The organism is Frankia sp. EI5c, from assembly GCF_001636565.1.
GTDB lineage: Bacteria > Actinomycetota > Actinomycetes > Frankiales > Frankiaceae > Parafrankia.
Genome location: NZ_LRTK01000005.1, coordinates 148,061 through 172,018, shown reverse-complemented (window position 1 = coordinate 172,018; position 23,958 = coordinate 148,061). Strand labels below are relative to the sequence as shown.

General features: G+C 73.3%; 19 protein-coding genes, 1 tRNA gene, 1 other RNA gene and 1 pseudogene. 15 read left to right on the top strand and 7 right to left on the bottom strand.

Annotation, left to right across the window (positions count from 1 at the left end; translation table 11 throughout):
• Positions 1-24: 24 nt before the first annotated feature.
• Both UG55_RS02410 and UG55_RS02405 read right to left on the bottom strand, forming a co-directional pair.
• A complete protein-coding gene (locus UG55_RS02410; protein WP_066062104.1) occupies positions 25-2,274 on the bottom strand; it encodes a hypothetical protein in 2,250 nt (749 codons plus the stop codon).
• 618 nt (positions 2,275-2,892) lie between these two features.
• Positions 2,893-3,114, bottom strand: a complete 222-nt coding sequence (locus UG55_RS02405; protein WP_066062101.1) for a hypothetical protein — start codon at positions 3,112-3,114, stop codon at positions 2,893-2,895.
• A gap of 163 nt (positions 3,115-3,277) precedes the next feature.
• Between UG55_RS02405 and UG55_RS02400 the strand changes: the two genes are divergently transcribed.
• From UG55_RS02400 to UG55_RS02390, 3 genes are all read left to right on the top strand, one after another.
• Positions 3,278-4,270, top strand: coding sequence for a Nif3-like dinuclear metal center hexameric protein (locus UG55_RS02400; RefSeq protein ID WP_066062098.1), 993 nt, complete (start codon positions 3,278-3,280; stop codon positions 4,268-4,270).
• Positions 4,271-4,281: 11 nt separating this feature from the next.
• The gene (locus UG55_RS02395) at positions 4,282-5,025 is read left to right on the top strand and encodes a zinc ribbon domain-containing protein (RefSeq protein WP_066062095.1); all 744 of its coding nucleotides are present in this window, start codon (positions 4,282-4,284) and stop codon (positions 5,023-5,025) included.
• Positions 5,026-5,204: 179 nt separating this feature from the next.
• A complete protein-coding gene (locus UG55_RS02390) occupies positions 5,205-6,341 on the top strand; it encodes a bifunctional RNase H/acid phosphatase (protein ID WP_066062092.1) in 1,137 nt (378 codons plus the stop codon).
• Between the two features lie 1,367 nt (positions 6,342-7,708).
• On the opposite strand, the gene rnpB is transcribed toward UG55_RS02390, so the two are convergent.
• Positions 7,709-8,122, bottom strand: an RNA gene (rnpB, locus tag UG55_RS02380) — RNase P RNA component class A.
• A gap of 214 nt (positions 8,123-8,336) precedes the next feature.
• On the opposite strand from rnpB, the gene UG55_RS02375 reads away from it, so the two are divergent.
• The gene (locus UG55_RS02375) at positions 8,337-8,837 is read left to right on the top strand and encodes a lipopolysaccharide assembly protein LapA domain-containing protein (protein ID WP_066062085.1); all 501 of its coding nucleotides are present in this window, start codon (positions 8,337-8,339) and stop codon (positions 8,835-8,837) included.
• Between the two features lie 141 nt (positions 8,838-8,978).
• On the opposite strand, the gene UG55_RS02370 is transcribed toward UG55_RS02375, so the two are convergent.
• A complete protein-coding gene (locus UG55_RS02370) occupies positions 8,979-9,626 on the bottom strand; it encodes an MBL fold metallo-hydrolase (protein WP_066062082.1) in 648 nt (215 codons plus the stop codon).
• Positions 9,627-9,845: 219 nt separating this feature from the next.
• Complete coding sequence (locus UG55_RS02365) at positions 9,846-10,946, bottom strand: S-(hydroxymethyl)mycothiol dehydrogenase (RefSeq protein ID WP_066062079.1); 1,101 nt, start codon at positions 10,944-10,946, stop codon at positions 9,846-9,848.
• Positions 10,947-11,582: 636 nt separating this feature from the next.
• On the opposite strand from UG55_RS02365, the pseudogene UG55_RS31430 reads away from it, so the two are divergent.
• From UG55_RS31430 to der, 10 genes and pseudogenes are all read left to right on the top strand, one after another.
• Positions 11,583-12,252 (top strand): annotated as a pseudogene (locus UG55_RS31430) (ParA family protein); the annotation flags it as partial.
• Between the two features lie 39 nt (positions 12,253-12,291).
• A partial coding sequence (locus UG55_RS31420; RefSeq protein WP_396230777.1) for a ParA family protein occupies positions 12,292-12,563 on the top strand: 272 nt, incomplete at its 5' end.
• A gap of 177 nt (positions 12,564-12,740) precedes the next feature.
• Positions 12,741-13,430, top strand: a complete 690-nt coding sequence (locus UG55_RS02355) for a Zn-dependent membrane protease (RefSeq protein ID WP_066062073.1) — start codon at positions 12,741-12,743, stop codon at positions 13,428-13,430.
• A 29-nt stretch (positions 13,431-13,459) separates the two neighbouring features.
• Positions 13,460-14,521: a ScpA family protein gene (locus UG55_RS02350; protein ID WP_128422820.1), complete on the top strand. Its 1,062-nt coding sequence runs from the start codon at positions 13,460-13,462 to the stop codon at positions 14,519-14,521.
• 17 nt (positions 14,522-14,538) lie between these two features.
• Entirely contained in the window at positions 14,539-15,147 is a 609-nt protein-coding gene (scpB, locus tag UG55_RS02345; RefSeq protein WP_066062620.1) for an SMC-Scp complex subunit ScpB, read from the top strand.
• Positions 15,144-15,980, top strand: a complete 837-nt coding sequence (locus UG55_RS02340; protein WP_083986316.1) for a pseudouridine synthase — start codon at positions 15,144-15,146, stop codon at positions 15,978-15,980. Before scpB ends, UG55_RS02340 begins: the two co-directional genes overlap by 4 nt.
• Positions 15,977-17,149 (top strand): prephenate dehydrogenase, encoded by a 1,173-nt coding sequence (locus tag UG55_RS02335; protein WP_066062070.1) that lies wholly within the window; start codon positions 15,977-15,979, stop codon positions 17,147-17,149. Before UG55_RS02340 ends, UG55_RS02335 begins: the two co-directional genes overlap by 4 nt.
• A 286-nt stretch (positions 17,150-17,435) precedes the next feature.
• Positions 17,436-18,143 (top strand): (d)CMP kinase (gene cmk / locus UG55_RS02330; protein WP_313954574.1); only part of this gene is annotated, 708 nt, incomplete at its 5' end.
• A complete protein-coding gene (locus tag UG55_RS02325; protein WP_066062064.1) occupies positions 18,140-19,114 on the top strand; it encodes a 1-acyl-sn-glycerol-3-phosphate acyltransferase in 975 nt (324 codons plus the stop codon). The genes cmk and UG55_RS02325, both read left to right, overlap by 4 nt.
• Positions 19,115-19,227: 113 nt before the next feature.
• Entirely contained in the window at positions 19,228-20,622 is a 1,395-nt protein-coding gene (der, locus tag UG55_RS02320) for a ribosome biogenesis GTPase Der (RefSeq protein ID WP_066062062.1), read from the top strand.
• Positions 20,623-21,423: 801 nt separating this feature from the next.
• Here der and UG55_RS02310 read toward each other — a convergent pair.
• Positions 21,424-21,497: transfer RNA gene (locus UG55_RS02310), tRNA-Pro, on the bottom strand.
• A gap of 347 nt (positions 21,498-21,844) precedes the next feature.
• Entirely contained in the window at positions 21,845-22,357 is a 513-nt protein-coding gene (locus UG55_RS02305) for a hypothetical protein (protein WP_066062056.1), read from the bottom strand.
• 365 nt (positions 22,358-22,722) lie between these two features.
• Here UG55_RS02305 and UG55_RS26815 point away from each other — a divergent pair, with 365 nt between their 5' ends.
• Positions 22,723-23,889, top strand: coding sequence for a class F sortase (locus tag UG55_RS26815; RefSeq protein WP_242423619.1), 1,167 nt, complete (start codon positions 22,723-22,725; stop codon positions 23,887-23,889).
• The last annotated feature ends 69 nt before the right edge of the window (positions 23,890-23,958 follow it).

Sequence of the window (23,958 nt, the reverse complement as noted above, 5' to 3'; positions counted from 1 at the left end):
GGGGCTCCCGTCAGAAGACCCCCGTCAGAAGACCCGTTGCGGAGCCGACCAGACGGCGGCGGCCCCGGAGCGGGTCAGCAGGTACAGGCGGTCGGCGACCCGGGCCAGCACCTCCAGGTTCCCGCTGTAGTTGCTCTGGATCAGGGAGACCGAGTCCACGTGGCCGAGCGACCCGCCGAACGGGCGGGGCGGGCTCCAGGACGGCTGGCCCTGGTTGTTGTCCCGGAAGAAGTGGATCAGTCCGGTGCCGGCGGCCGGCACCACCACCTCGAAGTTGCGGGCTCCCGGGTAGAGACTCTGGATCAGTACCGGGTTGCCCGAGACGCCTTCGGCGAAGACCCCGTTGGTGCGCCAGACAGCCGTGTGGTCACGGGTCAGGTGCACCAGCCGCGTGCCCACCAGCGCGACGGCCTCCAGCAGGCCCGCACCGCCGCCGAGGGTCCCGTGGACCAGGCTGACCGCATCCACCCGCCCGAGGTTCGCCGCGAACAGCTTCGGCGCGCTCCAGGGGTATCCGGGGACGTCGTGGTTGCGCCACATGTGCAGGATGCCGACATCCGCCGCGGGCGCCAGCAGCTCGAAGTTGCCCTTGCCGCCGAGGCGGCTCTGGACTATCGACGGAACGCCGCCGACGCCCTGCGTGAGCTGCACGGGGGGTCGCCACTGGAACGCGCCGGTGCTGTCCCGCCACATGAAGAACAGCCGCGGGCCGACGCGGACGACCACCTCCAGCGGTCCCGGGGTGGCGAGCGTGCTCTGCACCATCGTCACGGCGTCGATCCGGCCGAGTGCCTGCGCGGTCTGCCACGGGTCCCGCCAGGGCGCCCCGGTGGCGTCGTTGTCCCGCCAGACGTGGTTCAGCCCGGAGAAGGCGGAGGGCACGACGACGTCGAAGTTGCCGCGCACGCCGAGCCCGCGCGACTGGACGAGCACCGGGTTGCCGCCCACGCCGTGACCCCAGCCGAGATGGGAGGGGGTGTAGCGGCACAGGGCGAAGGTGTTGGCCCGCATCAGGCAGTCGGCCGGCGCCGGCGCGCAGGCGTCGCAGTTGCCGTTGGGCGTGCCGTACCGGCCCCAGCGCCCGCCGCAGTCACAGCCGGCACCCGCGTACTCGTCGGGTGCGCCGAAGATGTGGCCCGTCTCGTGGGCGAAGACCCGGTCGATGTTGTCGGGACCCCAGCCGTCGGCGTCGGCGGCGAGCACCAGCCGCGGACCGCCGACCGACGCGTAGGCGAAGTGGCGCAGCGGGTACTTGGTGACGAACGCGCAGTACGCCCACCGGGTTCCCAGGCGTTTGCGCAGCGCCTCCACATAGTCGTAGACCCCGTCGAAGTTCGGGGCGTAGCCGAGCCGGCGCATCGCCGGGTCGCGCCAGACGGACTCCAGATCGGCGGCCGTCGGGTTGGCGGGGGTCGGCAGCTGCACGATCTGGATGTCGTAGCTGAAGGTCAGCTCGGCGGCTGGGTTCTGGGTCGCGTACCAGGACAGGCCGTTCTGCACCTCGGCGACGATCTTCGTGCGCTCCGCGGCCGACATCCGCAGGGCGGGGGTCGGGCCCTCGACGAGGATCAGGCCGACCGCGACCGAGCCCTCCAGGTATCCGCTGAGTGCGCTGCTGGACGGCGAGCCGGCCTGCTGGGCGGGCACCGTACCGGTGCCGTCAGCCGTCGGCGCGCCCAGCAGCGAGCGAATCGGGATGGTGGCGGAGGCGCCCGCCCCGCGCGGCGGGGCGATGTCGGTGCACCGGTGGGCCATGTCCCACGGCGCGGCGTCCCGGGGGCGAGCCCGTTTGCGGCGGCGGTAGCCCTCGGTGGCGCGCAGCCGGAAGGCCTCCACCCCGAGTGACTCCGTCCGGCTCAGACCACCGGGGATGGCGAGGGTCGAGACGATCGTCCCGTCGGCCGGGGCGGGCAGTGCGCTGACGCCCCGCACTGTGGGCTCAACCGTGGTCTCCTGTGGCCGGCCGAGCACCCGTACCCGGCCATAGCGGTGCACGGTCCGCTCACCGTGCGGAGTGCCTGCCGCGGCCGCCGCGGCCGGCGCGGCCAGCCGGCGCACCCGGGCGCCCCACACCGGCATGTCGTCGGGGGACGGGTCGACGCCCTGGAGGTCGAGGGCGCCGCGGTCCGCTGCCGCCGTGGCGTCCGCGGAGCCGTCCGGGCCGCGGTCGGTCGCCAGTACCTGGTCCGGCAGGACGCGTTGGTTCCCCGCCTCGAGCCCGAGATCATCCAGGGTGATGAGGATCCGTTCGTCGGCCGGTACGTCCCCCGCCATGGGAAATCAGGTGTCCTTTCGTAGGGGATGCTTTGCGGAGTTGTATCGCGTTGCGCCGACGTTGTTGCCGGATTCCGCCTTATGGCCGGAATGGGGCGCGGCCCGCCGTCGGTCGGCGGCCAGCGCAGGCCACTGCCCGGAAGCGGCCGGGCCTCGCCGGTACCGCCACACCACGGGGGGCGGCTCCTGTGCGCGCGTCCGCCGCCCGCGTCCCGGCATCCGCGCGCCACGCGGGACGCCGGCCGTGCGCGCCGGCGCACGCCGCTCCAGGCAAGGTCCGGTGCGGCCGGCCACAGGCGTCCACCGACCACAGGCGTCCACCGAGCCGCCGGCCGGAGGAGGCCAGGTCAGGCCAGGCCGGTGGGCCGACCCGTGGCAGCCGGCTGAACAGACGGGGCGCGCCGATTGCCGGCAGCGCGGACGGGCCCGCGCGCCGCGGGTCGGTGCTGAGCCGGCGGTACCGGAGCCAGCGGTACCGGATCCGTCGGTGCTGAAGCCCGGCGGCGCGGCGGTCGGCGGTGCAGCGGGCTGGTGGCACAGGTGGCACAGGTGGCACAGCAGCTCGGCGGTACAGCGGGCCGGCAGCTCGCGCCGGGGCGCGGTGCGGGCCCGGTCGCCCTACTGCTGGAGGCGCTGGCCGGGGTTGAAGGCCGGCGGGGCCGGCGGGGGCGGGGTCCCCTGCTGCCACGAGTTGCCGACCGCGAGCCGGTCCGGTGCCGCCATGGCGTCGGCGACCTTGCCCATCAGCGCCTCCACCAGCCGCACGGCCTGCGGAGTCGCCAGGTTCAGGACGATCTCCGAATCCCCGGCGATCTGGAAACGCACCGATACGTCAGCCATGTTCCGAACCCCTTCTCGTCGGCGTGGTAACCCCGTTCGGACGTCCTACGCCAGAGGTGACGTTACGGGTCAGTCTGGTGCGAAGTGACGGCGCCTGGTCAGTTGGCGACCGGGTGGTCACCGATCAGACCCGTCCGGCCTGCATCCGGGTAAGGTCGCTGGGATGACCTCCGTTGGTGCGACGGTCCGTGACTGTGTCTCGGCGCTCGAATCCTGTTACCCGCCGGCGTGGGCGGAGCCGTGGGACGCGGTGGGGCTGTCGGTGGGGGATCCGGAGGCTCCGGTGCGCGAGGTTCTGTTCGCGGTGGATCCCACCCCCGCCGTCGCGGCCGAGGCCGCCGGCCGGGCCCAGCTCCTGGTGACACACCACCCGCTGTTCCTGCGCGGAGTGCACACCGTGGCCGAGACGACGACCGCGGGGCGAGTCGCCGCGACCCTGATCCGGGCCGGCGTGACGCTGTTCACAGTGCACACGAACGCCGACGTGGCCGAGCCGGGCGTCAGTGATGCCCTGGCCGCCTCGATCGGCCTGCGCGACGTCCAGCCGCTGGATCGGGCGGCCACCAGGGCCGAAGGCCGGGTGCGCACGCGCACCGGCGCCGGCACCGAGTGCCGCGGGCTCGGCCGGATCGGGCTGCTGCCCGCCCCCGAGCCGCTGGCGGTGTTCTGCCAGCGGGTCGCGCGGGCGCTGCCGGTGACCGCCGGCGGGGTGCGGGCGACCGGAACGCCGGGCATGCTGGTCCGCCGGGTCGCCGTGTGCGGCGGCGCCGGCGGGGAGCTCGCCGGCGCCGCCGCGGCGGCCGGCGCCGACGTTCTGGTGACCGCGGACGGCCGGCATCACCACACTCTCGACGCCGTCGCCGACCACGGGCTGGTCATCGTCGACGTGGCGCACTGGGCGAGCGAGTGGCCCTGGCTCGCCGGTGCCGCGGACCGGTTGCGCGCCGGGCTGGCGGCGCGGGGACGTACGGTGAACACCCTGGTTTCCACACTCGTGACGGATCCGTGGCGGCTGCACATGAGCGCCACGGGCACCGGGCCGGCCGTCGGGTCGGACAACGAGTCGGACAACGAGTTGAACATCGAGCCGGCGCAGGCCGACCAGTCGTCCATACCGCTCCACGCGCCCGCGGCGCGTTCCGAAGAAGGGTTCTAGGCGAGGAGTCCATGAAGGCCGACCCAGCAACGCAGCTCCGCCTCCTCGACCTCCAGGCGCTGGACACGGCGCTTGACCGGCTCACCGCGCGGCGCCGCGCCCTCCCGGAGCTCGCGGTCATCGCCGAGACGTCGGCGGCGCTGGAAAGCCTCGACGCGGACATGGTCCGGGTACGGACCGAGATCGCGGACATCGGGCGGGCCCAGCAGAAGCTGGAGAACGAGATCGAGCTGGTTCGCGGTCGTGCCGACCGCAACCGCGTCCGCGTCGAGTCCGGCCAGGTGACCAACTCCCGCGAGCTGGAGAACCTGCAGGCCGAGCTGGCGTCGCTGGCCCGCCGGCAGGGTGTGCTGGAGGACGAGGCGCTCGAGCGGATGGAAGCCGTCGAGGCGCTGCAGGAGAAGCTGACCGGCCTGGCCGCCGAGCACGAGCGGCTCGCGGCCGAGCTGGCGGACGCCGAGCGGCGCCGGGACGAGCAGTTCGGCGACATCGACACCGAAGCGACGAAGAAGCGCTCCGAGCGGGAGACGCTCGCGCCGGTCCTGCCCGCGCCGCTGGTCACCCTCTACGAGCGGATCCGCGGCTCCTCCGGCGGTGTCGGGGCGGCGGCCCTGGTGCGGCGGCGCTGCGAAGGGTGCCATCTGGAACTGTCCGGGGGTGACCTGCGCGCGGTCGCCGCCGCGCCCGCCGACGAGGTGGTCCGCTGCGAGGAGTGCCGCCGCATCCTGGTCAGGACGGCCGAATCCGGCCTCTAGGGGCGGCTTCCGTGACGCCTGCGCCCGTGACCGCCCGACCAGGCTCGACGGGTGGCAGACCGCGGCGGATCGTTTCCACTCGCCCACTGTCCACACCGCCGTACGGCCGGTAAAGTCTCCCCTCCCCCCGGTGGGGGCGGGAACCCCGCGGGAGCCGGACGAGCGAGGGGAGTGGCGGCATGAGCGCTCTGCGCAGGCTGGTCGTCGAGGCCGACGGAGGTTCCCGGGGCAACCCGGGCCCCGCCGGCTACGGAGCCCTGGTTCGGGACGCCGGCACCGGTGAGGTACTCGCGGAGCGGGCCGCCTCGATCGGGTCGGCCACCAACAACGTCGCCGAGTACGAGGGACTGCTCGCGGGCCTGCGCGCCGCCGCGGACGTCGACCCCGGTGCCGACGTCGAGGTCCGGATGGACTCGAAGCTCGTCGTCGAGCAGATGAGCGGGCGTTGGAAGATCAAGCACCCGTCGATGCGCCCGCTGGCCTCCGAGGCCTCCGGGCTGGCCGCGCGTTTCCCGAGCGTCCGGTTCGTCTGGGTACCGCGGGACCGCAACGGCGAGGCGGACCGGCTGGCGAACGAGGCGATGGACGCCGCCGCCGCCGGCCGGGTCTGGGCGCCCGCGGTTCCGCAGTCGCCGGATCCGGTGCCGCACCAGGCGCCGACGACCCACCGGCTGTCCGGCTGGATGGCCCCGCCCGCCCCGCCCACCGTCACGGTCCTCCTCCGGCACGGGCAGACGCCGATGTCGGTGGAGAAGCGGTTCAGCGGAAGCGTGGAGGCATCGCTCACCGACGTCGGGCTCCTGCAGGTCGCCGCCGCCGCGGACCGGCTGCGGGACGAGCCGTTCGACGCGGTCATCAGCTCGCCGCTCAAGCGGGCCCGGCAGACCGCGGACGCGCTCGGGCGCGACTACCTGATCGACGAGGACCTGCGGGAGACCGACTTCGGCGGCTGGGAGGGGCTCACCTTCGCCGAGGTGCGGGAGCGCTACCCGGACGAGCTGAACGCCTGGCTGGCGGATCCGGGGGTGCCGCCGCCCGGGGGTGAGAGCCTGCGCAGCACCGTCGCGCGGGTCGCCGCCGCGCGCGACCGGATCATGGCCCAGTACGCCGGCGGCCGGGTCCTCGTGGTCTCTCACGTGACCCCGATCAAGGGGCTCACCCAACTCGCGCTCGCGGCCGAGCCCACCGTCCTCTACCGGCTGCACCTCGACCTGGTGTCGATCACGACCGTCGACTGGTACTCGGACGGGCCCGCGGTGCTGCGCGGGTTCAACGACACCCACCACGTCGCGCACCTGGTCGTCGCGGGCGAGTAACCGCGACCGCGGGGCCGGCCGCCGGCTGCCGGAGCGGACACGTCCGCTCCGCGCCGGCCCGGGCAACCCGTGTCTGCCAGTGGCCCTGGAGGGTGACGGGCCGTCCCGGTGGCAGCAGGATCCGGGACATGCGCGGAGGCGGAGTGCGAGGACGGTCGACGTCGTCAGTCCCGAAGCGGTTGCCTTCCTCCGCTGTGCCACGCGGAGGACATGANGGATGGACGGAAGTACCCGGCGTCGGCTGCTGGCCGTCGGCACCCTGCTCCCGCTCGACCTGCTCGCCCTGGGCGGGCCGGGCGGCGGGGGTGGCGCGGGTGGCGGCGGCGTGAGCCCGTCCCCCGACCTGCTGGGGCATCTCGACGACCGGGTCACCCTGATCACCGCGGGCTACGAGCGGGCCCCGATCAGCGCGACCGCCGCGCAGGTGCGTCGCCACCTGCCCGTCGTGCGCTCGCTGCTGATGCGCGACTCCCTCCCGCAGGCCACCCGGACCCGGCTGCACCACGTGGTCGGGCGGCTGGGCGCGCTCAGGGCCACCACCCGCCACGACCTCGGGGACACGCCGGGCGCCACCGCCGCGTTCGGCGAGGCGTACGAGCACGCCGCGCTGGCCGACGACACGACGCTGCAGTGCTGGATCCGGCTGTGGCAGTCGTCCCTGGCACGCAAGGCCGGCCGGCCGGCCGACGCGGCCGCCCTCGCCGCCGCGGGCGCGGCGCTGGTCGAGCGCGGCTCACCGGCCGCGGCGCGCGCGGCCGCGATCGAAGCCCGGGCGCACGGCGCGCTCGGCGACCGGGCGGCGGTGCACGGGGCCGTCGGGCGGGCCTGGAACATCGCGGGCTCGCTGAGCGCCGACCAGCACGGCCGGCCCGGCTTCTCGATCGACACGCTGCACGTGCTGACCCTCTCCGAGCTGTCGGCAGCCGCCTACGTCGAACTCGGGATGCCGGGTGCGGCGAGCGTCTACACCGACGCCGCCATCCACCATCTGGACACGGCCGGCGCGACCGGCCTGCGTTCGATGGCCAGGATCGCCGCGGCCACCGCCGCCGCCAAGCGACGCGACCTCGACCAGGCGGTCGAACTCGTCGGCGAGGCCCTCACGATCTCCCACGACCGGCCCAGCTCCGTCATCGCCCGGCGGTCGCGGCGTTTCGTCAGCGAGGCCCGCGGCTACGTCGGCTGGCACGCGTCGCTGGACAACCTCGACGAGCGCGTTCGAGCCTGGCCCGCACACACGTCCTGAGCGGCCGGCTCCCGTCCTGACCGGTTCCGGTGGCGGCCTCGCGGGCGGCGCGGAACCGGGTGCCCGGGTCTCGCCGAAGCCGGGCCTTGACGGTCCGATCTCGGTGGAAGTCCTGGTGGGGCGGACGAGTTGGCCTGTACGCCGGGTTCTGTACCGGGTCGCCTCGCGGCTTGCCGGTGACGGTCATCCATCTAGGACCGCCGTTGCCGGCGGCCTCCAGCGGCCTACCCGCAGGCTCGGGCGGGCAGCCCTCGAACGCCTGCGCAGCCCGCGACCGTTTCCGGCCGGGCCTTTTGGCCTTGCTCCAGGTGGGGTTTACCGAGCCGCCCGGGTCACCCCGGGCGCTGGTGCGCTCTTACCGCACCGTTTCACCCTTACCGGCGCTGTGCGGTGCCGGCGGTCTGTTTTCTGTGGCACTGTCCCGCGGGTCACCCCGGGTGGGCGTTACCCACCACCCCGCCCTGTGGAGCCCGGACGTTCCTCGGCGGCCCCGGGGCCTGCGCCCCGATGCCGACGCGACCGTCCGGCCAACTCGTCCGCGCGGCTCAGCATATGGCACCAGCCGTCCTAGACTGCGTACACGGGTGTCCGTACCCGGCACATACCAGTGCCTGGCACCTCACGACCTGGTGACATCACCACCTGGCACATCACCACCTGGCACATCACCATCTGGAACATCAGTACCTGGCACATCAGACTCCGGCCGGCGGTGGCCGACCGGGGCGGACTACCGCAGGGGGCGTGCGATGACGGCACCACAGCAGCCGGGCGGCGGCCTGGAGAAGCCTGGCCCGGTGGCGGGTGGGGGAGCCCCGCCGGCCGTCACCGCGCCGTATCCGCCCACGGGGGCGGTTCCCGCCGCCCCGGCCCAACCGCGGCCCGGCACGCCCGGCCCCGCGGCGCCGGCACCCGGCCCGGCTGGATCGCCCGGTGCCGGCCCCGCGGGGGCGGCGGGTGCGAAGCCCGCGCGGCGGGGGGTCGCCTACTCGACCTACGCGATCACGGTGCTGGTCCTGCTCATCGCCATCGCGGTCATCGTGTTCGTGGTCAAGAACGATCAGCGGGTGAGCATCTGGGCGTTCGGTTCGACGCAGGTGATGTCCGTCGCCGGCGCGCTGGCCGCGGCCGCCGCGGCGGGTCTGGTCGTCGGGCTGCTCATCGGACTCCTCCCGCAGATCAGGCTGCGCCGCCAGCTGCGTCAGCTGCGCCGGGACAGCCGTGCGGGCCGGGACGACCGCGTGAGCTGACCGCGGTTCCGCGGAATCCGCACGGAAAGCGCATTGTGCGATCGGTATCCGGTCGGTCATCCTCGGCGAGGCGAGTGGGCGCGGTGCGCCCGCCGAGGCGTGGCCGTGATCTGTTGCCGTGGTCTGTCGCTCCGGCGTGTTTCAGTGCCCGCGGCGCACCCAGTCCTCGTAGTCGACGGCTTCCTCGCCGATCGTTGTGTCATCACCGTGGCCGGTGTGCACGGCGGTCTCCGCCGGCAGGGTGAGCAGTTTTCCGCGGATCGAGGCGAGAATTGTCGGGAAGTCGGAAAATGACCGGCCGGTGGCTCCCGGGCCGCCCCGGAACAACGTGTCGCCGCTGAAGAGCACCGGGTCGCCGTTGATGGCTCCGAAGAGGCAGACACCGCCGGGGGAGTGACCGGGGGTGTGGAGCACGCGCAGCGCGCCGCCGGCGATCGGGATGCTCTGGCCGTCACGCAGCGCCGAGTCCGGTGAGCGCTCCGGGTAAACCTGTCGCCACAGGGCGAGGTCGTCGGGGTGCAGCGCGATGGGCGCGCGGACCCGGTCCGCCAGCTCCGCCGCGGCGTTGATGTGGTCGTTGTGGCCGTGGGTGGCGACGATCAGTGAGACCTTCCGCCCGTCGACGGCGGCTTCGATCACGGAGGGATCGTGCGCGGCGTCGATGACGAGGACCGTGCGCTCGTCGCCGACGAGCCACACGTTGTTGTCCACCGTGAACGACTGCCCGTCGAGGGTGAAATCGCCACGGGTGATGACCCGGTCGATCCGTTGGCGACCGCTGACCGTCACGCGGAACTCCTCTCCGTGTCGGCCCCAGTCCCGGAACCAGCCGACCCCGACAGACCGTACCCGTCCGATCCGGCGGCGCGTCGCCGTGCCGGCCGGTCTCACCCGTCCGGCTTCACCGGAACGGCGGGGCGGGGCGCCGTGGCGGCGCCGGATCGGACGTGCCGCGGGCCGCGGGCCTGGCGGCTGGTCGCGGGCCCGCGGCTGCCCGGCTGCGATCGCTCAGATCAGGACGACGCTACGCAGCACCTCACCGCGGTGCATCCGCTCGAACGCGGCCTCGACGTCGCCGATGCCGACCGTCTCGGTGATGAAGGCGGAGAGGTCGAGCCGGCCCTGTCGGTGCAGGTCGACGATGATCGGGAAGTCCCGGGTCGGCAGGGCGTCGCCGTACCACGACGAGGCGAGTGAACCGCCGCGGCTGAAGATCTCGACCAGCGGCAGCTCGATGGTCATCGAGGGGTCGGGCACGCCGACGAGCACGAGCCGGCCGGCGAGGTCGCGGGAGAAGAACGCCTGCCGGTAGGTCTCGGGCCGGCCGACGGCCTCGATCACGACGTCCGCGCCGTTCCCGTCGGTCAGCGCCCGCACCGCCTCGACGGGATCCTGGGTGGTGGAGTTCACCACGTCGGTGGCGCCGAACTTCCTGGCCCACTCCAGCTTGCGGTCGCTCACGTCGACGGCGATGATCCGGCGGGCGCCCGCCACGGACGCGCCGGCGATGGCGGCGTCGCCGACGCCACCGCAGCCGAACACCGCCACGGTCTCGCCGCGGCCGACCCGCCCGGTGTTCACCGCGGCACCGAAGCCGGCCATCACACCACAGCCGATCAGGCCCGCGGCCTGCGGCGGCACCGCCGGGTCGACTTTCACGCACTGCCCGGCCGCGACCAGCGTCAGGGGCGCGAAGGCGCCGATGCCCAGGGCGGGGGAGAGCGGGGTGCCGTCCTGCAGGGTCATCGGGTTGACGGCGTTGCGGGAGTCGAAGCAGTACCAGGGCGCTCCGCGCAGGCAGGAGCGGCATGTCCCGCACGGCGCCCGCCAGGCGAGGACGACGTAGTCACCGGGAGCGACCGAGGTCACGCCCTCGCCCACCGCCTCCACGGTTCCCGCGGCCTCGTGCCCGAGCAGGAACGGGTAGTCGTCGTTGATGGCCCCTTCGCGGTAGTGGAGGTCGGTGTGGCACACGCCGCAGGCCTGGACCCGCACCCGGGCCTCGCCCGGGCCCGGAGCCGGCACGACGATCCTCGTCAGGGCAACCGGCGCGCCCTTCTCCACGGCGACGACCGCCTCGACGGTCACTGCCTGTGGGCCTTCGGTCATGGCACTCCCTTTCGCGTTCGCCGGTCCTGCCGGTGATTTCCGCCACCCGCCGAACGGTGTCCGGTGCGGCGGCGGTTCGGCGGCCGCTGTTCGGGGGCGGAACAGTCGTGGGAACGGCCGGTGTGCCGGCCGTCGGGATCCAGCCAACACCTGACTGTCACCCGGCCGCAATGTCGTCCGGGTAGGGGCCGCTCGGCCGGCCGGAGGTCTTCGAGTCACCTTGTTCCGCTCCGGCCGAAGCCTGCTCACCCGCCGGGTAACCAACGGTGTGAAGAGCTGCCGATATCCGTGAAACGCGCCGGGTGGGCACCGAAGTTCGAGTCGCACATGGGGCCTGGAACGCGACACGCCGTCTGGCGGGCCCCGAGGCGGCCGATACCGGGTCAGGGTCGGTACGCTCCTACCGGTCCGTTTCTGCTCGTCACAGGAGGAGATCTCCGCCGAAGGCGCAGTAACAGCCGACACACAGCGACCCCTGAAGCAGTAACCCGAGCAGTAACCCCGAACCCGTAACGTCAGGACGAGTAACAGCCGACGCGGACGTATCCGAAGCCCTGTGGCGGCGCCCGGCAGTGGCGCCGAGACGGGGGTATTGGCGCAGGGACTGTCCGAGCAGTCGTGAGGAGCAGGTACTTCGTGGTCCGTTCCGACTCCGCGGTCACCGGTCCGCCGGGCCGCCGCTACTACGGCGAGGTGACGGTCGGCGAGCCTCGCCTGTCCGAGGACGGCCGGCTGGAAGTCGGCGACACCGACGAGGGCGTCGGAAAACCGGGTCCCACCGGGCGTCCCATGCCCGCGTTCCCGGTTCCGGCTGCCCTGACCTCGCATGGGCCCGCCTGGGTCGTCGCCATGTGCAACCAGAAGGGCGGCGTGGGCAAGACCACCAGCACGATCAATCTCGGTGCCGCGCTCGCGGAGTACGGCCGGCGGGTTCTGCTAGTGGATTTCGACCCGCAGGGCGCGCTCTCCGTGGGCCTGGGGATCAACCCCATGCAGTTCGAGATGACCGTGCACGACCTCCTGCTCGGTGGCGATGCCGACATCGTGGACGTCATCGTGGAGACGCAGGTCGAGAACCTCGACCTGCTGCCCAGCAACATCGACCTCTCGGCCGCCGAGGTGCTGCTGGTCACCGAGGTGGGCCGTGAGCACAGCCTGGCGCGCACCCTCGCCCCCGTCATGGACGTCTACGACGTCATCCTGATCGACTGTCAGCCGTCGCTCGGCCTGCTCACGGTGAACGCGCTCACCGCGGCCGACGCCGTCATCGTCCCGCTGGAGTGCGAGTACTTCGCCCTGCGCGGGGNGGCNCTGCTGCTGCAGACCATCGACAAGGTGCGGGAGNGGCTCAACTCGCGCCTCGAGCTGGCCGGAATCCTGGCGACGATGTACGACGCGAGGACGCTGCACGCCCGTGAGGTACTCGCCCGTGTCGTGGAGCGTTTTCCCGACGAGGTCTTCCACACGGTGATCAACCGTACGGTCCGGTTCCCGGAGACCACCGTCGCCGGTGAGCCGATCACCACTTATGCCCCCACATCGGTCGGCGCGGCCGGATACCGTCGACTTGCCCGTGAGCTGATGGCCCGCTACGCGACGCCGCCGGTGGTCGGGTGACCCGGCCGCCCCGCGGGGCCGGCCGCGGCGCTCGGCGAGCCGGCCGCCCGCAACCGGGGCGGTCGGCGCGTGCGGTGCCGCGGGCGGCCCGGCTGGTGAACGGCGCGAGCGAAGGGGGACGGGGCCCGATCGGGGCTCTGGTCTAGGGACGACCGATCGGGGACGGAAGAAAACGCCGTGCTGTTCTACCTTGCCGAGCCAGCCGCGCTGCTCGGGATTCTGCTCGCCTTCGTCAGCGGCGTCGTCGTGCATGACGCCGCGCAGATCCTCGCCGCCCGCCTCGCCCGGGACCCGATGCCCCGGCGGTCCGGTCGGTTGACGGCAAGCCTGGGCGCCCAGCGGATCAGCCCGTTCAGCTGGGTCGGTGTCCTGCTGGGCGGAGCCGGCTGGGCCGAGCCGATCGCCATGAACGACGTGTGGCGCCGCCGCCGCTTCCACGTCACGGCCGCGCTGCTCGCCGGCCCGCTGGCCTACGCGCTGCTGGCGCTCGCCTCGCTGGGGGGTCTGCGGGCGCTCACCGGCCGGGTGCTGGTCGACGGCAGCGGCCGGGTGCCCGAGGTCATCGGCGGCACCTTCGCCATCGAGCTGCTGATGTCGATGGCCATCACCTTCTCCGCGCTCTGCGTGCTCAGCCTGGTTCCGGTCCCGCCGTCGGACGGCGGGCGCATCCTGTTCCTGCTCGGCCCGCAGTCCGAGGGCTGGCGGCGAACGCACCACCGGCTCACCGACGGCAACATCGGTGTCGCGATCCTCCTCGGTGTGATCATTCTACCGGTGCTGTTCTCGGGGTTCCCGTCCGTGCTGGGCCAGCTCAGCGTGCCCCTGGCCCGCGGCCTGGGCTCCCTGATCGGAATCGATCTGCCCTGAGCGCGGAGCTTGGGTCCCCGCCCGGGCCCGTGGCGCGGGCCGCCGGCGGGGCCGGGCCGGCCGGGCGGGGGCGGGCCACCCGAGCGGCGCAGGACGGGGGCGGGGCCGAGGACGCCGGTGCGGCGATCACCGCGCGCGGAGGGCGTACCGAGCCGTTCGTGGTCGAGCTGGACAACTTCTCGGGTCCGTTCGATCTGCTGCTCTCGCTCATCGCCAAGCACCGGATGGACGTCACCGAGGTGGCGCTGTCGAAGGTGACCGACGAGTTCGTCGCGCACATCCGGCGGCTCGGGGATCGGTTCGACCTGGGGCAGGCCACCGAGTTCCTGGTGATCGCGGCGACGCTGCTCGATCTGAAGGCCGCCCGGCTGCTGCCCGGCGCGATCTCCGACGACGAGGCCGAGGATCTTGCCCTGCTGGAGGCACGTGACCTGCTCTTCGCCCGCCTGCTGCAGTACAAGGCGTACAAGGAGGCATCGGCGATCTTCAGTGCGATGATGGCGCTGGAGTCCCGGTTCGTCGCCCGGGCGGTGCCGCTGGAGCCCCGGTACGCGGCCACGCTGCCCGAGGTGCAGATCAGCATCGGGCCGTCCGAGCTGGCCGAGCTCGCCGCCCGGCTGCGGGAGCCGCCGCTGCCACCCCAGGTCGCCACCGATCACGTGCACCTGCCCCGGGTCAGCGTCCGCGAGCACATGATCGCGGTGATCGGGATCCTGCGTGAGCTGGGTGCCGCGTCCTTCGGGGTGCTCTGTGTCGGCCTGCTGGAGACGATCGAGGTCGTGGCGCGCTTCCTGGCGCTGCTCGAGCTGTTCCGCGAGGGCCGGATCACCTTCGAGCAGGAACAGCCGCTGGGTGAGCTCATCGTCCGCTGGGTCGCGCGCGCCGAGGATGAGGACCGACCTGTCGGTGCCTCCCTCTACGCTGGCGATGACGCCGGCGGCGAGGCCGTGGTGGATACGGGCCTGCCCGAGATCACGTCCGCGGCGGCCGGTGAGTGGGAGCAGGACGAGCTGGCGGACCGGCGGAGAAGGCCGAGACGCCCGCGCCGAACGACCGTGGAGAACGGGGAGAACGGGGGAGCGACCGAGTGACCGGTGAGGCGACTTCGGTGGGGGGGACAACGGCCGGCCCGGCGACGGCCCGGCCTTCGGACACCCGGGCTTCGGACACCGCCCGGCCTTCGGACACCGCGCTCGTCGAGGCGGTGCTGATGGTCGCGGAACGACCGGTGGGCATCGCCGAGTTCGCCACCGCCCTGGACATCCCCGCCCGCCGGATCGAACGGCTGCTGCCCGAGCTCGCCGAGCGGTACGAGCGCGAGGGGCACGGCTTCCGGCTGCGCCACGTGGGCCGCGGCTGGCGGCTTTACACCGCGGACGAATGCGCCCCCTGGGTGGAGCGGTTCGTGCTCGCCGGGCAGTCCGCGCGGCTTTCGCAGGCCGCGCTGGAGACGCTCGCGATCGTGGCCTACCAGCAGCCGGTCAGCCGCGGGCGGATATCGGCGGTGCGCGGCGTCTCGGCCGACGGCGTCATCCGGACCCTCACCGCGCGCAACCTCGTCGAGGAGTGCGGGCACGACCACGAGTCGGGGGCCATCCTGTACCGGACCACCGACTACTTCCTGGAGCGGATGGGGCTGCGTGGGCTTGACGAGCTGCCCCCGCTGGCACCCCTGCTGCCCGGGGTGGCCGATGTCGATGACATCGTGGCGTCATGAACGGCACCGCATCCGACTCCTTCGACACCTCCGACTCCTTCGACAGCTCCGACGCCGCCGGTCCGACCGGGATCCCTACGCCCGCGCCTGCCCGGGAGGGCAGGTCATCCGAGGGCATCCGCCTGCAGAAGGTGCTGGCCGCGGCCGGTATCGGCTCGCGCCGGCACAACGAGGAGCTGATCGACTCCGGGCGGGTGCGGGTCGACGGCAAGGTCGTGCGGGAGCAGGGCCGCCGGGTGAATCCCGAGACAGCGCTGATCGAGGTCGACGGTGAGCGCGTCGTCACCCGCACCGGCCTGGTGCACCTGGCGCTGAACAAACCCCGTGGCGTGCTCTCGGCGATGTCCGACGACCGCGGCCGGCCGACCATCGCCGACCTGCTCACCGAGTTCGGGCCCGGGCTGTTCCACGTCGGGCGCCTGGACGGCGACAGCGAGGGCCTGCTGCTGGTGACCAACGACGGCGACCTCGCCCACCGGCTGACGCATCCCTCCTTCGGCGTGCCCAAGACCTATTTCGTCGAGATCAGCGGCCCCGTGCGCAAGGACCTGCCCCGGCGCCTGCGGGGAGGCGTGGAGCTCGGTGACGGCCCGGTGGCGGTCGACTCCGCCCGCATCGTCGACGTCGCCTCGTCCCGGGTGATGATGGAGATCGTCCTGCATGAGGGCCGCAAGCACGTGGTGCGTCGGCTGATGGAGAGCGTGGGGCACCCGGTGCACCGGCTCGTCCGCGTCTCGTTCGGCCCGGTGACGCTCGGCACCCTGCGCGCCGGTCGGGCCCGGCACCTCACCCGACACGAGGTCGGAGCGCTCTACAAGGCGGCAGGCCTGTGACGACCGGCAGGTCCTCCCCGCCGCCCGCGCGATCCGCCGCCGGCGGCGCCGGCGCCGCCGCCCCGCCCACCTGGGACGGCCGGCAGCTCCCCGAGCTGCGGCGGGTCGCCGTCGTCGGCTCCGGGCTGATCGGTACCAGCATCGGGCTCGCGCTGTCCGCGCGCGGCGTCGAGGTGTTCCTGCGGGACTCCGACTCCGAGCAGGTCAAGCTGGCCGAGGCGATGGGCGCCGGTCGGCCTTGGCAGGGGGAGCGGGTCGACCACGCGGTGATCGCCACCCCGCTGCCGACGGTTGCCTCCGAGCTGCGGGAACTACAGCGGGACGGCCTCGCCGCCACCGTCAGCGACGCCGGCAGTGTGAAGGCACGCCCGCTGGTGGAAGCCGTCCAGCTCGGCTGTGACCTCGGCACCTGGTGCCCGGCCCATCCCATCGCCGGCCGGGAGCGGCACGGCGCCGTGTCCGCCCGCGCCGACCTGTTCGCCGAGCGGGTGTGGGCCATCTGCCCGGTGCCGCACACCGGGTCGGCGGCGGTCACGGCCACCGCGGCGCTCGCCCTGACCTGTGGCGCGATACCGGTGCGCACGACGCCGGAGCGGCACGACGCGACGATGGCGGTGCTCTCCCACGTGCCGCAGCTCGTGGCCAGCGTCCTCGCCGGGACCCTGCTCGGTCTTGACTCCCACGACCTGCCGTTCGTCGGGCAGGGGTTCCGTGACACCACCCGGCTCGCCGACAGCGACGCGGTGCTGTGGGCGTCGATCATCGAGGGGAACCGCGGCCCCATCGCCGAGCGGGTGCGCCGCCTCGGGCGGGAGTTCACCCTGCTGGCCGACGTGCTCGCGGAGGGGACGCGGGACGAGGTCGTGGCCGCGGTCACGGGGGCGATGGGCCGCGGGCGCCAGGGCCGGGCACTGCTGCCCCGCAAGGCCGGTGCCCAGGCACTTCCGTGGGGCTGGGTCGGTGTGGTGCTCGACGACCGGCCGGGCCAGCTCGCCGCGCTGTTCGCGGTGATCGGCGAGTGGGAGGTGAACATCGAGGACGTCGGGCCGTTCGAGCACAGCCTGGACGCGCCGGCCGGCATCGTCGAGATCGCCGTCGACCCGGCGGGCGCAGACGGCCTGGTGGAGCGGTTGACAAGGGCCGGATGGACGGCATACCGGCGTTCGTGACAGACCAGCGAGTAGCCTGATCCGGGTCGGCCGCCTGGCAGGTGCTCTCGGGACCATCGGCGGAGCGGTCCGGGTCGTCGGCGCGCAGGTCCTGGCCCCGCCGGCCCGGTGTGAACACTGATACGTGCGAGTCGACAGACGCGCGTCCGGACGGAGGAGACGGGTGAGCCCCGACGACGGGTCCGCTACGCCGGGGGCTTCGGCCACCGGCAGCCACGACGATGCTTTCAGGACGGTGGAGCGGGAGACCAGTGGGTCTCCGGTGCCCGCGGCGCCGGCGGGGGGNGACCCCGTGAGGTTCGGGCCAGCCGGCCTCGTGGTCGCGGTGGACGGTCCCGGCGGTTCCGGGAAGAGCACCGTGTCCCGCGAGATCGCCCGCCAGCTGGGCCTGCGGTACCTGGACACCGGTGCCATGTACCGGGCGGTCACCCAGGTCGCGCTGGAGCGCCGGATCGACATCGAGGACCCGGCCGCGGTCGCCGAGATCTCCGAGCGCACGGTACTCACGGTCGGTACCGACCCTGACGCGCCGACCATCGCCGCTGACGGGGTCAACGTCGAGGAGCAGATCCGGACCCGGGCGGTCACCAACGCGGTGAGCGCGGTCGCCGCGGTTCCCGCGGTGCGTGAGCGGCTGGTCGCGCAGCAGCGGGAGATCATCGCGGAGTCCCTCGCCGCCGGCGGCATCGTGGTCGAGGGGCGCGACATCGGCTCGGTGGTCGCCCCGGACGCCCCGGTCAAGGTCTTCCTCACCGCGTCGACCGAGGTCCGCGCCCTGCGGCGGTCCAGGCAGCTCGGGGAGAAGGGCGTCGACGACGTCGCCCGCACCCTCGCCGAGCTGGGCCGGCGCGACGCGCTCGACAGCTCCCGGACGGTCGACCCGCTGTCGGTTCCGGAAGGCGCCATCGTGCTCGACTCCAGCGCGCTCTCGGTCACCGAGGTGGTGGAAGAGGTGATGCGCCGCAGCGAGCACCTGCTGGCGGCAACCTCATGACCACCTCCGAACACTCGCTTCGCCCGGCCGACCCGGGCTCGCCTGCGGCCGGACCCACTGCGGAAGGGGTCGCGGTGGAGCCAGCGGCGGCGGAAGTGATCGCGGTGGAAGTGGTCACCGCGGAAACAGCTGCGGCGGGAGTGCCCGTGGTGGAAGCGGCCGCGGCGGACGGGACGGCGACGGACGCGGCCACGGCGGTGCGCGTCGGTCCCGCCGACCTGCCCTCGCAGCCAGCCGCCACCGACCGGGCTACCGACCGGGCCGCCGCGCGGCCGGCGCCCGCGGCGCCCGCGCACCGCGGGGCCGCGTCCAAACCGTTCAACGACATCACCCACCGGGTACTCAAGCCGCCGGTGCGGCAGGTGCTGAACCACCTGATCATGAACGTCACCCACGAGGGCTGGGAGAACGTCCCGAAGGGCGAGCCCCTGATCTTCGCGGGCAACCACAGCAGCTGGATGGACGGCCCGCTGGTCGTCATCGAGGCACCCCGGACTGTGCGGTGCCTGGTGAAGTCCGAGATGTACAAGGGCTTCCTGGGGTGGCTGCTGCGGTTCGTCGGCCAGATCCCGGTGGACCGCGGCCGCCCGGACCGCGCTGCCCTGCACACCGCGTTGGACGAGCTCAGCCGGGGCGGTGCCATCGGCGTGTTCCCCGAGGGCACCCGGGGCAGCGGCGAGATGGCCGCCGTCCAGCACGGCATCGCGTACCTCGCCGTGCACGGCCGTTGCCGTGTGCTCCCGGTGGCCTGCATCAACACCGGCGACGCGCTCCCGCGGGGTGCGCGCTGGCCACGCCGCTCGGTGAAGGTGCGGGTGGTGTTCGGGGAGCCGTTCGAGGTGGAGGTGCCGGCGAACCCGCGTTCCCGGCGGGCGCTGGCGGCGGTCGCGGAGGACATCCGGGTGCGGCTTGCGGACCATCTGGCAACCGTCCGTGCCGGCGCCGCCGGGGATTCCGCAACGGCGGAGTAACGTTTTACCGGATCGCTGTTTGTTCCGGGTGCGCCGGGCGGGCTCTCCGTCCGCGGAAGGACAGCTCGTCGTCCACCCACCGAGATGTCCAGCCCAAGCGGAGTACAGCAGCAATGAACATCGAAGACCTCGCCGTGTCCGCCGCCCGCGATGACGCGGTGGGCGATGCCGTGTCGTCGGCGACCGGCGGGCAGCCGGTGCTCGCTGTCGTCGGGCGGCCCAACGTCGGCAAGTCGACCCTGGTCAACCGCATTCTCGGCCGCCGCGCGGCGGTGGTCGAGGACACTCCCGGCGTCACCCGTGACCGGGTCGCCTACGACGCGGTCTGGAACGGCCGCCGGTTCACCGTCGTCGACACCGGCGGCTGGGAGCCGGACGCCCGCGGCCTCGCCGGGCGGGTCGCCGAGCAGGCCAGGGCGGCCCTCGACACCGCCGACGGGGTGCTGTTCGTCATCGACACCACCGTGGGCGCGACCGACGCGGACGAGGCCGTCGCCCGGGTGCTGCACCGATCGGGCCGGCCGGTGATCCTCGCCGCGAACAAGGTGGACGACGCCCGGACCGAGGCCGACGCGGCCGCGCTGTGGAGCCTGGGCCTGGGCGAGCCGTACCCGGTCTCCGCGCTGCACGGCCGGGGCAGCGGTGACCTGCTCGACGCGGTGCTGGCCGTTCTGCCCGAGGCCCCCCGGGAGCGCTTCACCGAGGAGGACGGGCCGCGGCGGGTGGCCCTGATCGGCCGGCCCAACGTCGGCAAGTCGAGCCTGCTGAACAAGCTGGTCGGTTCCGAGCGCTCGCTGGTACACGACGTCGCGGGCACCACCCGCGACCCGGTGGACGAGCTGGTCACCGTCGGCGGTGAGACCTGGATGTTCATCGACACGGCCGGCCTGCGGCGGCGGGTGAAGGAGGCCTCCGGCGCCGAGTACTACTCGTCGCTGCGCACGGCGTCCGCGCTGGAGGCGGCCGAGGTCGCGATCGTGCTGCTCGCGGCCGACGAGCCGGTCACCGAGCAGGACCAGCGGATCATCAGCATGGTCACCGACGCCGGTCGGGCCTTGGTCCTCGCCTTCAACAAGTGGGACCTGCTCGACACCGAGCGCCGCCTCGACCTGGAGAAGGAGATCGTCCGGGATCTCGGCCGGGTCGCCTGGGCACCGCGGGTGAACGTCTCCGCCCGCACCGGCCGGGCCACCGACCGGCTCGCCCCGGCCCTGCGCACCTCCCTGGAGTCGTGGGGGACGCGCATCCCGACCGGGCGGCTCAACTCCTGGCTCGGCGAGGTCGTCGCGGCGACGCCGCCGCCGTCCCGCAGCGGCAAGGTTCCGCGGGTGCTGTTCGCGACCCAGGCCGGGGTGCGCCCGCCGCGTTTCGTCGTGTTCACCACCGGCTTCCTGGAGTCCGGCTACCGCCGCTTCCTGGAGCGCAGGCTGCGGGAGGACTTCGGCTTCGCCGGCACGCCGATCGAGATCTCGATCCGGGTGCGCGAGCGCCCCGACCGCAATCGCTGACCGCAATCGCTGACCGTGCGCGGTCCGACGCTCCGAAAAATCCGACGAATCCCCCGCATCCGCGTGAGCGGCCGCGAGCCTGAGTGGCCAGTCCCAGAGTTGCCGCGGCTGTTCCCACGGATGGTGTCACCATGACCGCATGCGTCTGGGCATCGCCGATCATCTCGGCTGGGCTGTGGTTGTCACGGCCCGGGCGGATCACCAGGTTGTGGACCGTCGGCGGATCGAGCTGATCGAATCAGGCCTGCCGGCGGCGCCGATCCACCATGCCGGTGGTCCTCACCAGCTCCACCGGCCGGGGGAGCCGCTCAGCGACACCGAACTCGCGGCCCTGGTGACCGAGGTCCGCGCCGCCGTGGTCCGGGCCGCTTCGGCGGCCGTGGCGGACCTGGCGGCAGCGTTGCCCGCAGCCATCAGCTCGCTCTCGCTGCGGACCTGGCCGGCTGGCTTCCNGGCCGAGATCGCCGTGCAACGACGCGTCCCGTACGAGAGCCGTGCCGACGCCATCATGTATCGGCAGGTGCTGGCCGACGAGGCGCGGAACCGCGGCTGGGCGATCCATCTCTACGACCCGAGAACCGTCGAGGCTGAAGCGGCCCGCCGGCTGGGTGAGCGCACGGATGAGGTGCTGCGCGGACCACGGGCGACGCTGGGGCCGCCCTGGGCGAAGGATCATCGGGTCGCCCTCGCGGCAACGATTGTGGCCGCGTGATCTCACCCCTGGCACCGGTGTGCGGCCCGGTCAGCTTCGCCATGCAAAAGCCCCCCTCGCCGATCCTGGCGAGAGGGGCTTTTCTCTTGTCGGGACGACAGGATTTGAACCTGCGACCCCCAGACCCCCAGTCTGGTGCGCTACCAAGCTGCGCCACGTCCCGTACTGACCAACGTCACCCTACCGGAAAACCGAGACCCCCTGGGCGCCCGGCCCGCCTTCCGGTGGAGTGCCGGGTGGCGGGGGTGCTGCCCGTGGAGCGGGGATAACGCCCGGATTGCTGTTGGGCGGGTCCGACCTTATCGCACCGGTGGGCGGGGGCTGTGGGCGGGGCGTGCGATGGCCGCGCCGCGTCGGTCCCCGGTGCGGCGCGGGTCCTCGATCACCCGGTTCGATCGCCGGCGCGGGGTGCGCCGGGTACGCGGGCTGCGCGGGGATGCGGGCGCGGGGTCGGTTGGCGCAGACCCGCACACCAACCGACCCCGGCCCTCATTGCTGGGGAGATCCGGCTCAGATGGAACCGTGCCCGCGCCGACGCATGCCCGCGCCGATCAGAAGGGCACCCAGACCGGCACCGGCGATCGGCAACAGCGGCGAGCTGTCTCCGCCGGACGCGCCACCGCCACCGGCACCGACACCGCCGGCAGGAGCGCCGCCGACCCCGACTCCGACCGCGCCGCCGGCGATGATGCCGCCGCCGACCGGGCAGTCCTTGCCCCGGTCCTTGTCCTTGTCGGCGAACCAGTCGTCGTCCTTGCGGTCCTTGTCGCCCCTGCCGTCCTTGTCGTCCTTGAAGCCGTCCTTGTCGCCGACGGCGGCCCGGGCCTCCTTGTGGTCCTTGTCCCGGTCCTTGTCGCCGAAGATGCCCCAGTCGTCCTTATCGTCCTTGTGCTCGGCGCACCTGCCCTTGTCGTCGAAGATGTCGGCGTGGGCGGCCGTCAGGCCCGGTCCGAAGGTGAGGATGACGGACGCCGCGCTCGACATGGCGAGAAGCGCGGCGCTCCGTCCCATTCCCTTCTTCATCTGGTCCCCTCTCTCACACATGGTGACAGCTCGATCACTGCGAGTGACACCATAACGAGTAGTGGTCCGGAAGGGGCGCAGCGAGACGGCGTGGTGCGACAGGTTCGAAGGGCAGCTGCCTCGGCCGCGGACGGTGTGGCATTCCATTGCGGGACTTCGGTTGAGCCGCGCCAGCTGTGCCCATCGCCCCCGCCTGGCCGATCTGGCTGGTGGGCCGGCCGCGCGCCGGCGCGACGCGGTGCGTGACTACGTATCGCAGCCATCAAGTGTCGATAGCATCACGTTGCGTGAGCATCGCTCCGGGAGATCGTCCCGGGAGCGGCCCGGAGGACGGAGAAGGCCCTGAGACGAGAGGGGACGGACCGATGCCGGCTCGTATGACGTTCTCCCGCCTCCTGCTGGTCGCGGGCGCGGTGCTGGTGGTCGGCAGCGGGTTCCGTCTCGCGGACGGCGGCTCGGAGCCGGTCTCGGACACCGAGCGGGTCGCGGTCGGCGACCTGGGCACCGAGGTCGGTCAGGTCGGCGCGCCGGCCGGCGCGGGCGGCGCGGCCGTGCCGATGCTGCCGCCGGTCGTCGTGACCGACCCGACCCGGGTGCGGATCCCGGCGATCGGGGTCGACGCGCCGATCATCCGGCTCGGCCTGAATGCCGACCGCTCGTTGGCGGTGCCGAAGAAGTGGGGAGAGGTCGGCTGGTACGACAAGGGTCCCGCGCCCGGCGCGGTCGGCCCGTCGGTGCTGGTCGGCCACTATGACTCGACCAGTGGTCCGGCGGTCTTCTACCGGCTGCGGGCGCTGCGGGCGGGCGACCAGATCGAGATCCTGTCGCCGACCGGCCTGCGGACGACCTTCACGGTCGACCGGACGGAGGACGTGACCAAGAAGGAGTTCCCGACCGAACGTGCCTACGGCCCGGTGAGCCGGCCGGAACTTCGCCTGATCACGTGCGCCGGCGCCTTCGACGAGAAAACCAAGCACTACCTCAGCAACCTGATCGTCTACGCGCACGCCAACAGCGTCCCCGCCGCGGCCGCCGGCGCCGCCGACGGGCCGGCTGCGGGTGGAGCCGCACCGCCAGGCGGCACGCCGAGTGCCGGTGCCCCGAGTGCCGGTGCCCCGAGTGCCGGGACGCCGGGTGCCGGGACGCCGGGTGCCGGGACGCCGAACGTCGGCGCGCCGGCCGCTGCTGCGCCGCCGGCCGGTGCTCCAGGGGTGGGCGGGCCGGGAGCAGGTGCACAGAAGGCGGATGCACAGAAGACGGATGCGTCGAACGCAGGGGTGCCGGCCGCTGGCGCCCCGGCCGCCGGTGCCCCGAGCGCGGGTGTGCCGCCCGCGGGAGCGGCGGCTGCCGGCGCGCCGCCGGCCGGTACCGGGCCGGCTGGCGGCGGGCCTTCTGACGCCGGCCCGGCGAACGCGGGAGCGCCGAGCGCGGGTGTGCCGAACACGGGTGCGCCGAACACGGGTGCGCCGGCCCAGGGGGGCCTCGCATCCACGGTGCTCGCCGTCGTCGGGGCGGCCCACCGGCTTCGATAACGGTCCGGCCGGGCGGTCGCCGACGGTGTGGATGAACCGTCGCTGAGGGCCGTCCGGCCGGGGCTTTGC

Coding starts and splice junctions, on each gene's coding strand:
- UG55_RS02395 (WP_066062095.1), top strand. CDS start 4,282: ATGAAGGCCGACCCAGCAACGCAGCTCCGCCTCCTCGACCTCCAGGCG.
- UG55_RS02405 (WP_066062101.1), bottom strand. CDS start 3,114: ATGGCTGACGTATCGGTGCGTTTCCAGATCGCCGGGGATTCGGAGATC.
- UG55_RS02390 (WP_066062092.1), top strand. CDS start 5,205: ATGAGCGCTCTGCGCAGGCTGGTCGTCGAGGCCGACGGAGGTTCCCGG.
- der (WP_066062062.1), top strand. CDS start 19,228: ATGAACATCGAAGACCTCGCCGTGTCCGCCGCCCGCGATGACGCGGTG.
- UG55_RS02305 (WP_066062056.1), bottom strand. CDS start 22,357: ATGAAGAAGGGAATGGGACGGAGCGCCGCGCTTCTCGCCATGTCGAGC.
- UG55_RS02410 (WP_066062104.1), bottom strand. CDS start 2,274: ATGGCGGGGGACGTACCGGCCGACGAACGGATCCTCATCACCCTGGAT.
- UG55_RS02325 (WP_066062064.1), top strand. CDS start 18,140: ATGACCACCTCCGAACACTCGCTTCGCCCGGCCGACCCGGGCTCGCCT.
- UG55_RS26815 (WP_242423619.1), top strand. CDS start 22,723: ATGCCGGCTCGTATGACGTTCTCCCGCCTCCTGCTGGTCGCGGGCGCG.
- UG55_RS02340 (WP_083986316.1), top strand. CDS start 15,144: ATGAACGGCACCGCATCCGACTCCTTCGACACCTCCGACTCCTTCGAC.
- UG55_RS02375 (WP_066062085.1), top strand. CDS start 8,337: ATGACGGCACCACAGCAGCCGGGCGGCGGCCTGGAGAAGCCTGGCCCG.
- UG55_RS02400 (WP_066062098.1), top strand. CDS start 3,278: ATGACCTCCGTTGGTGCGACGGTCCGTGACTGTGTCTCGGCGCTCGAA.
- UG55_RS02365 (WP_066062079.1), bottom strand. CDS start 10,946: ATGACCGAAGGCCCACAGGCAGTGACCGTCGAGGCGGTCGTCGCCGTG.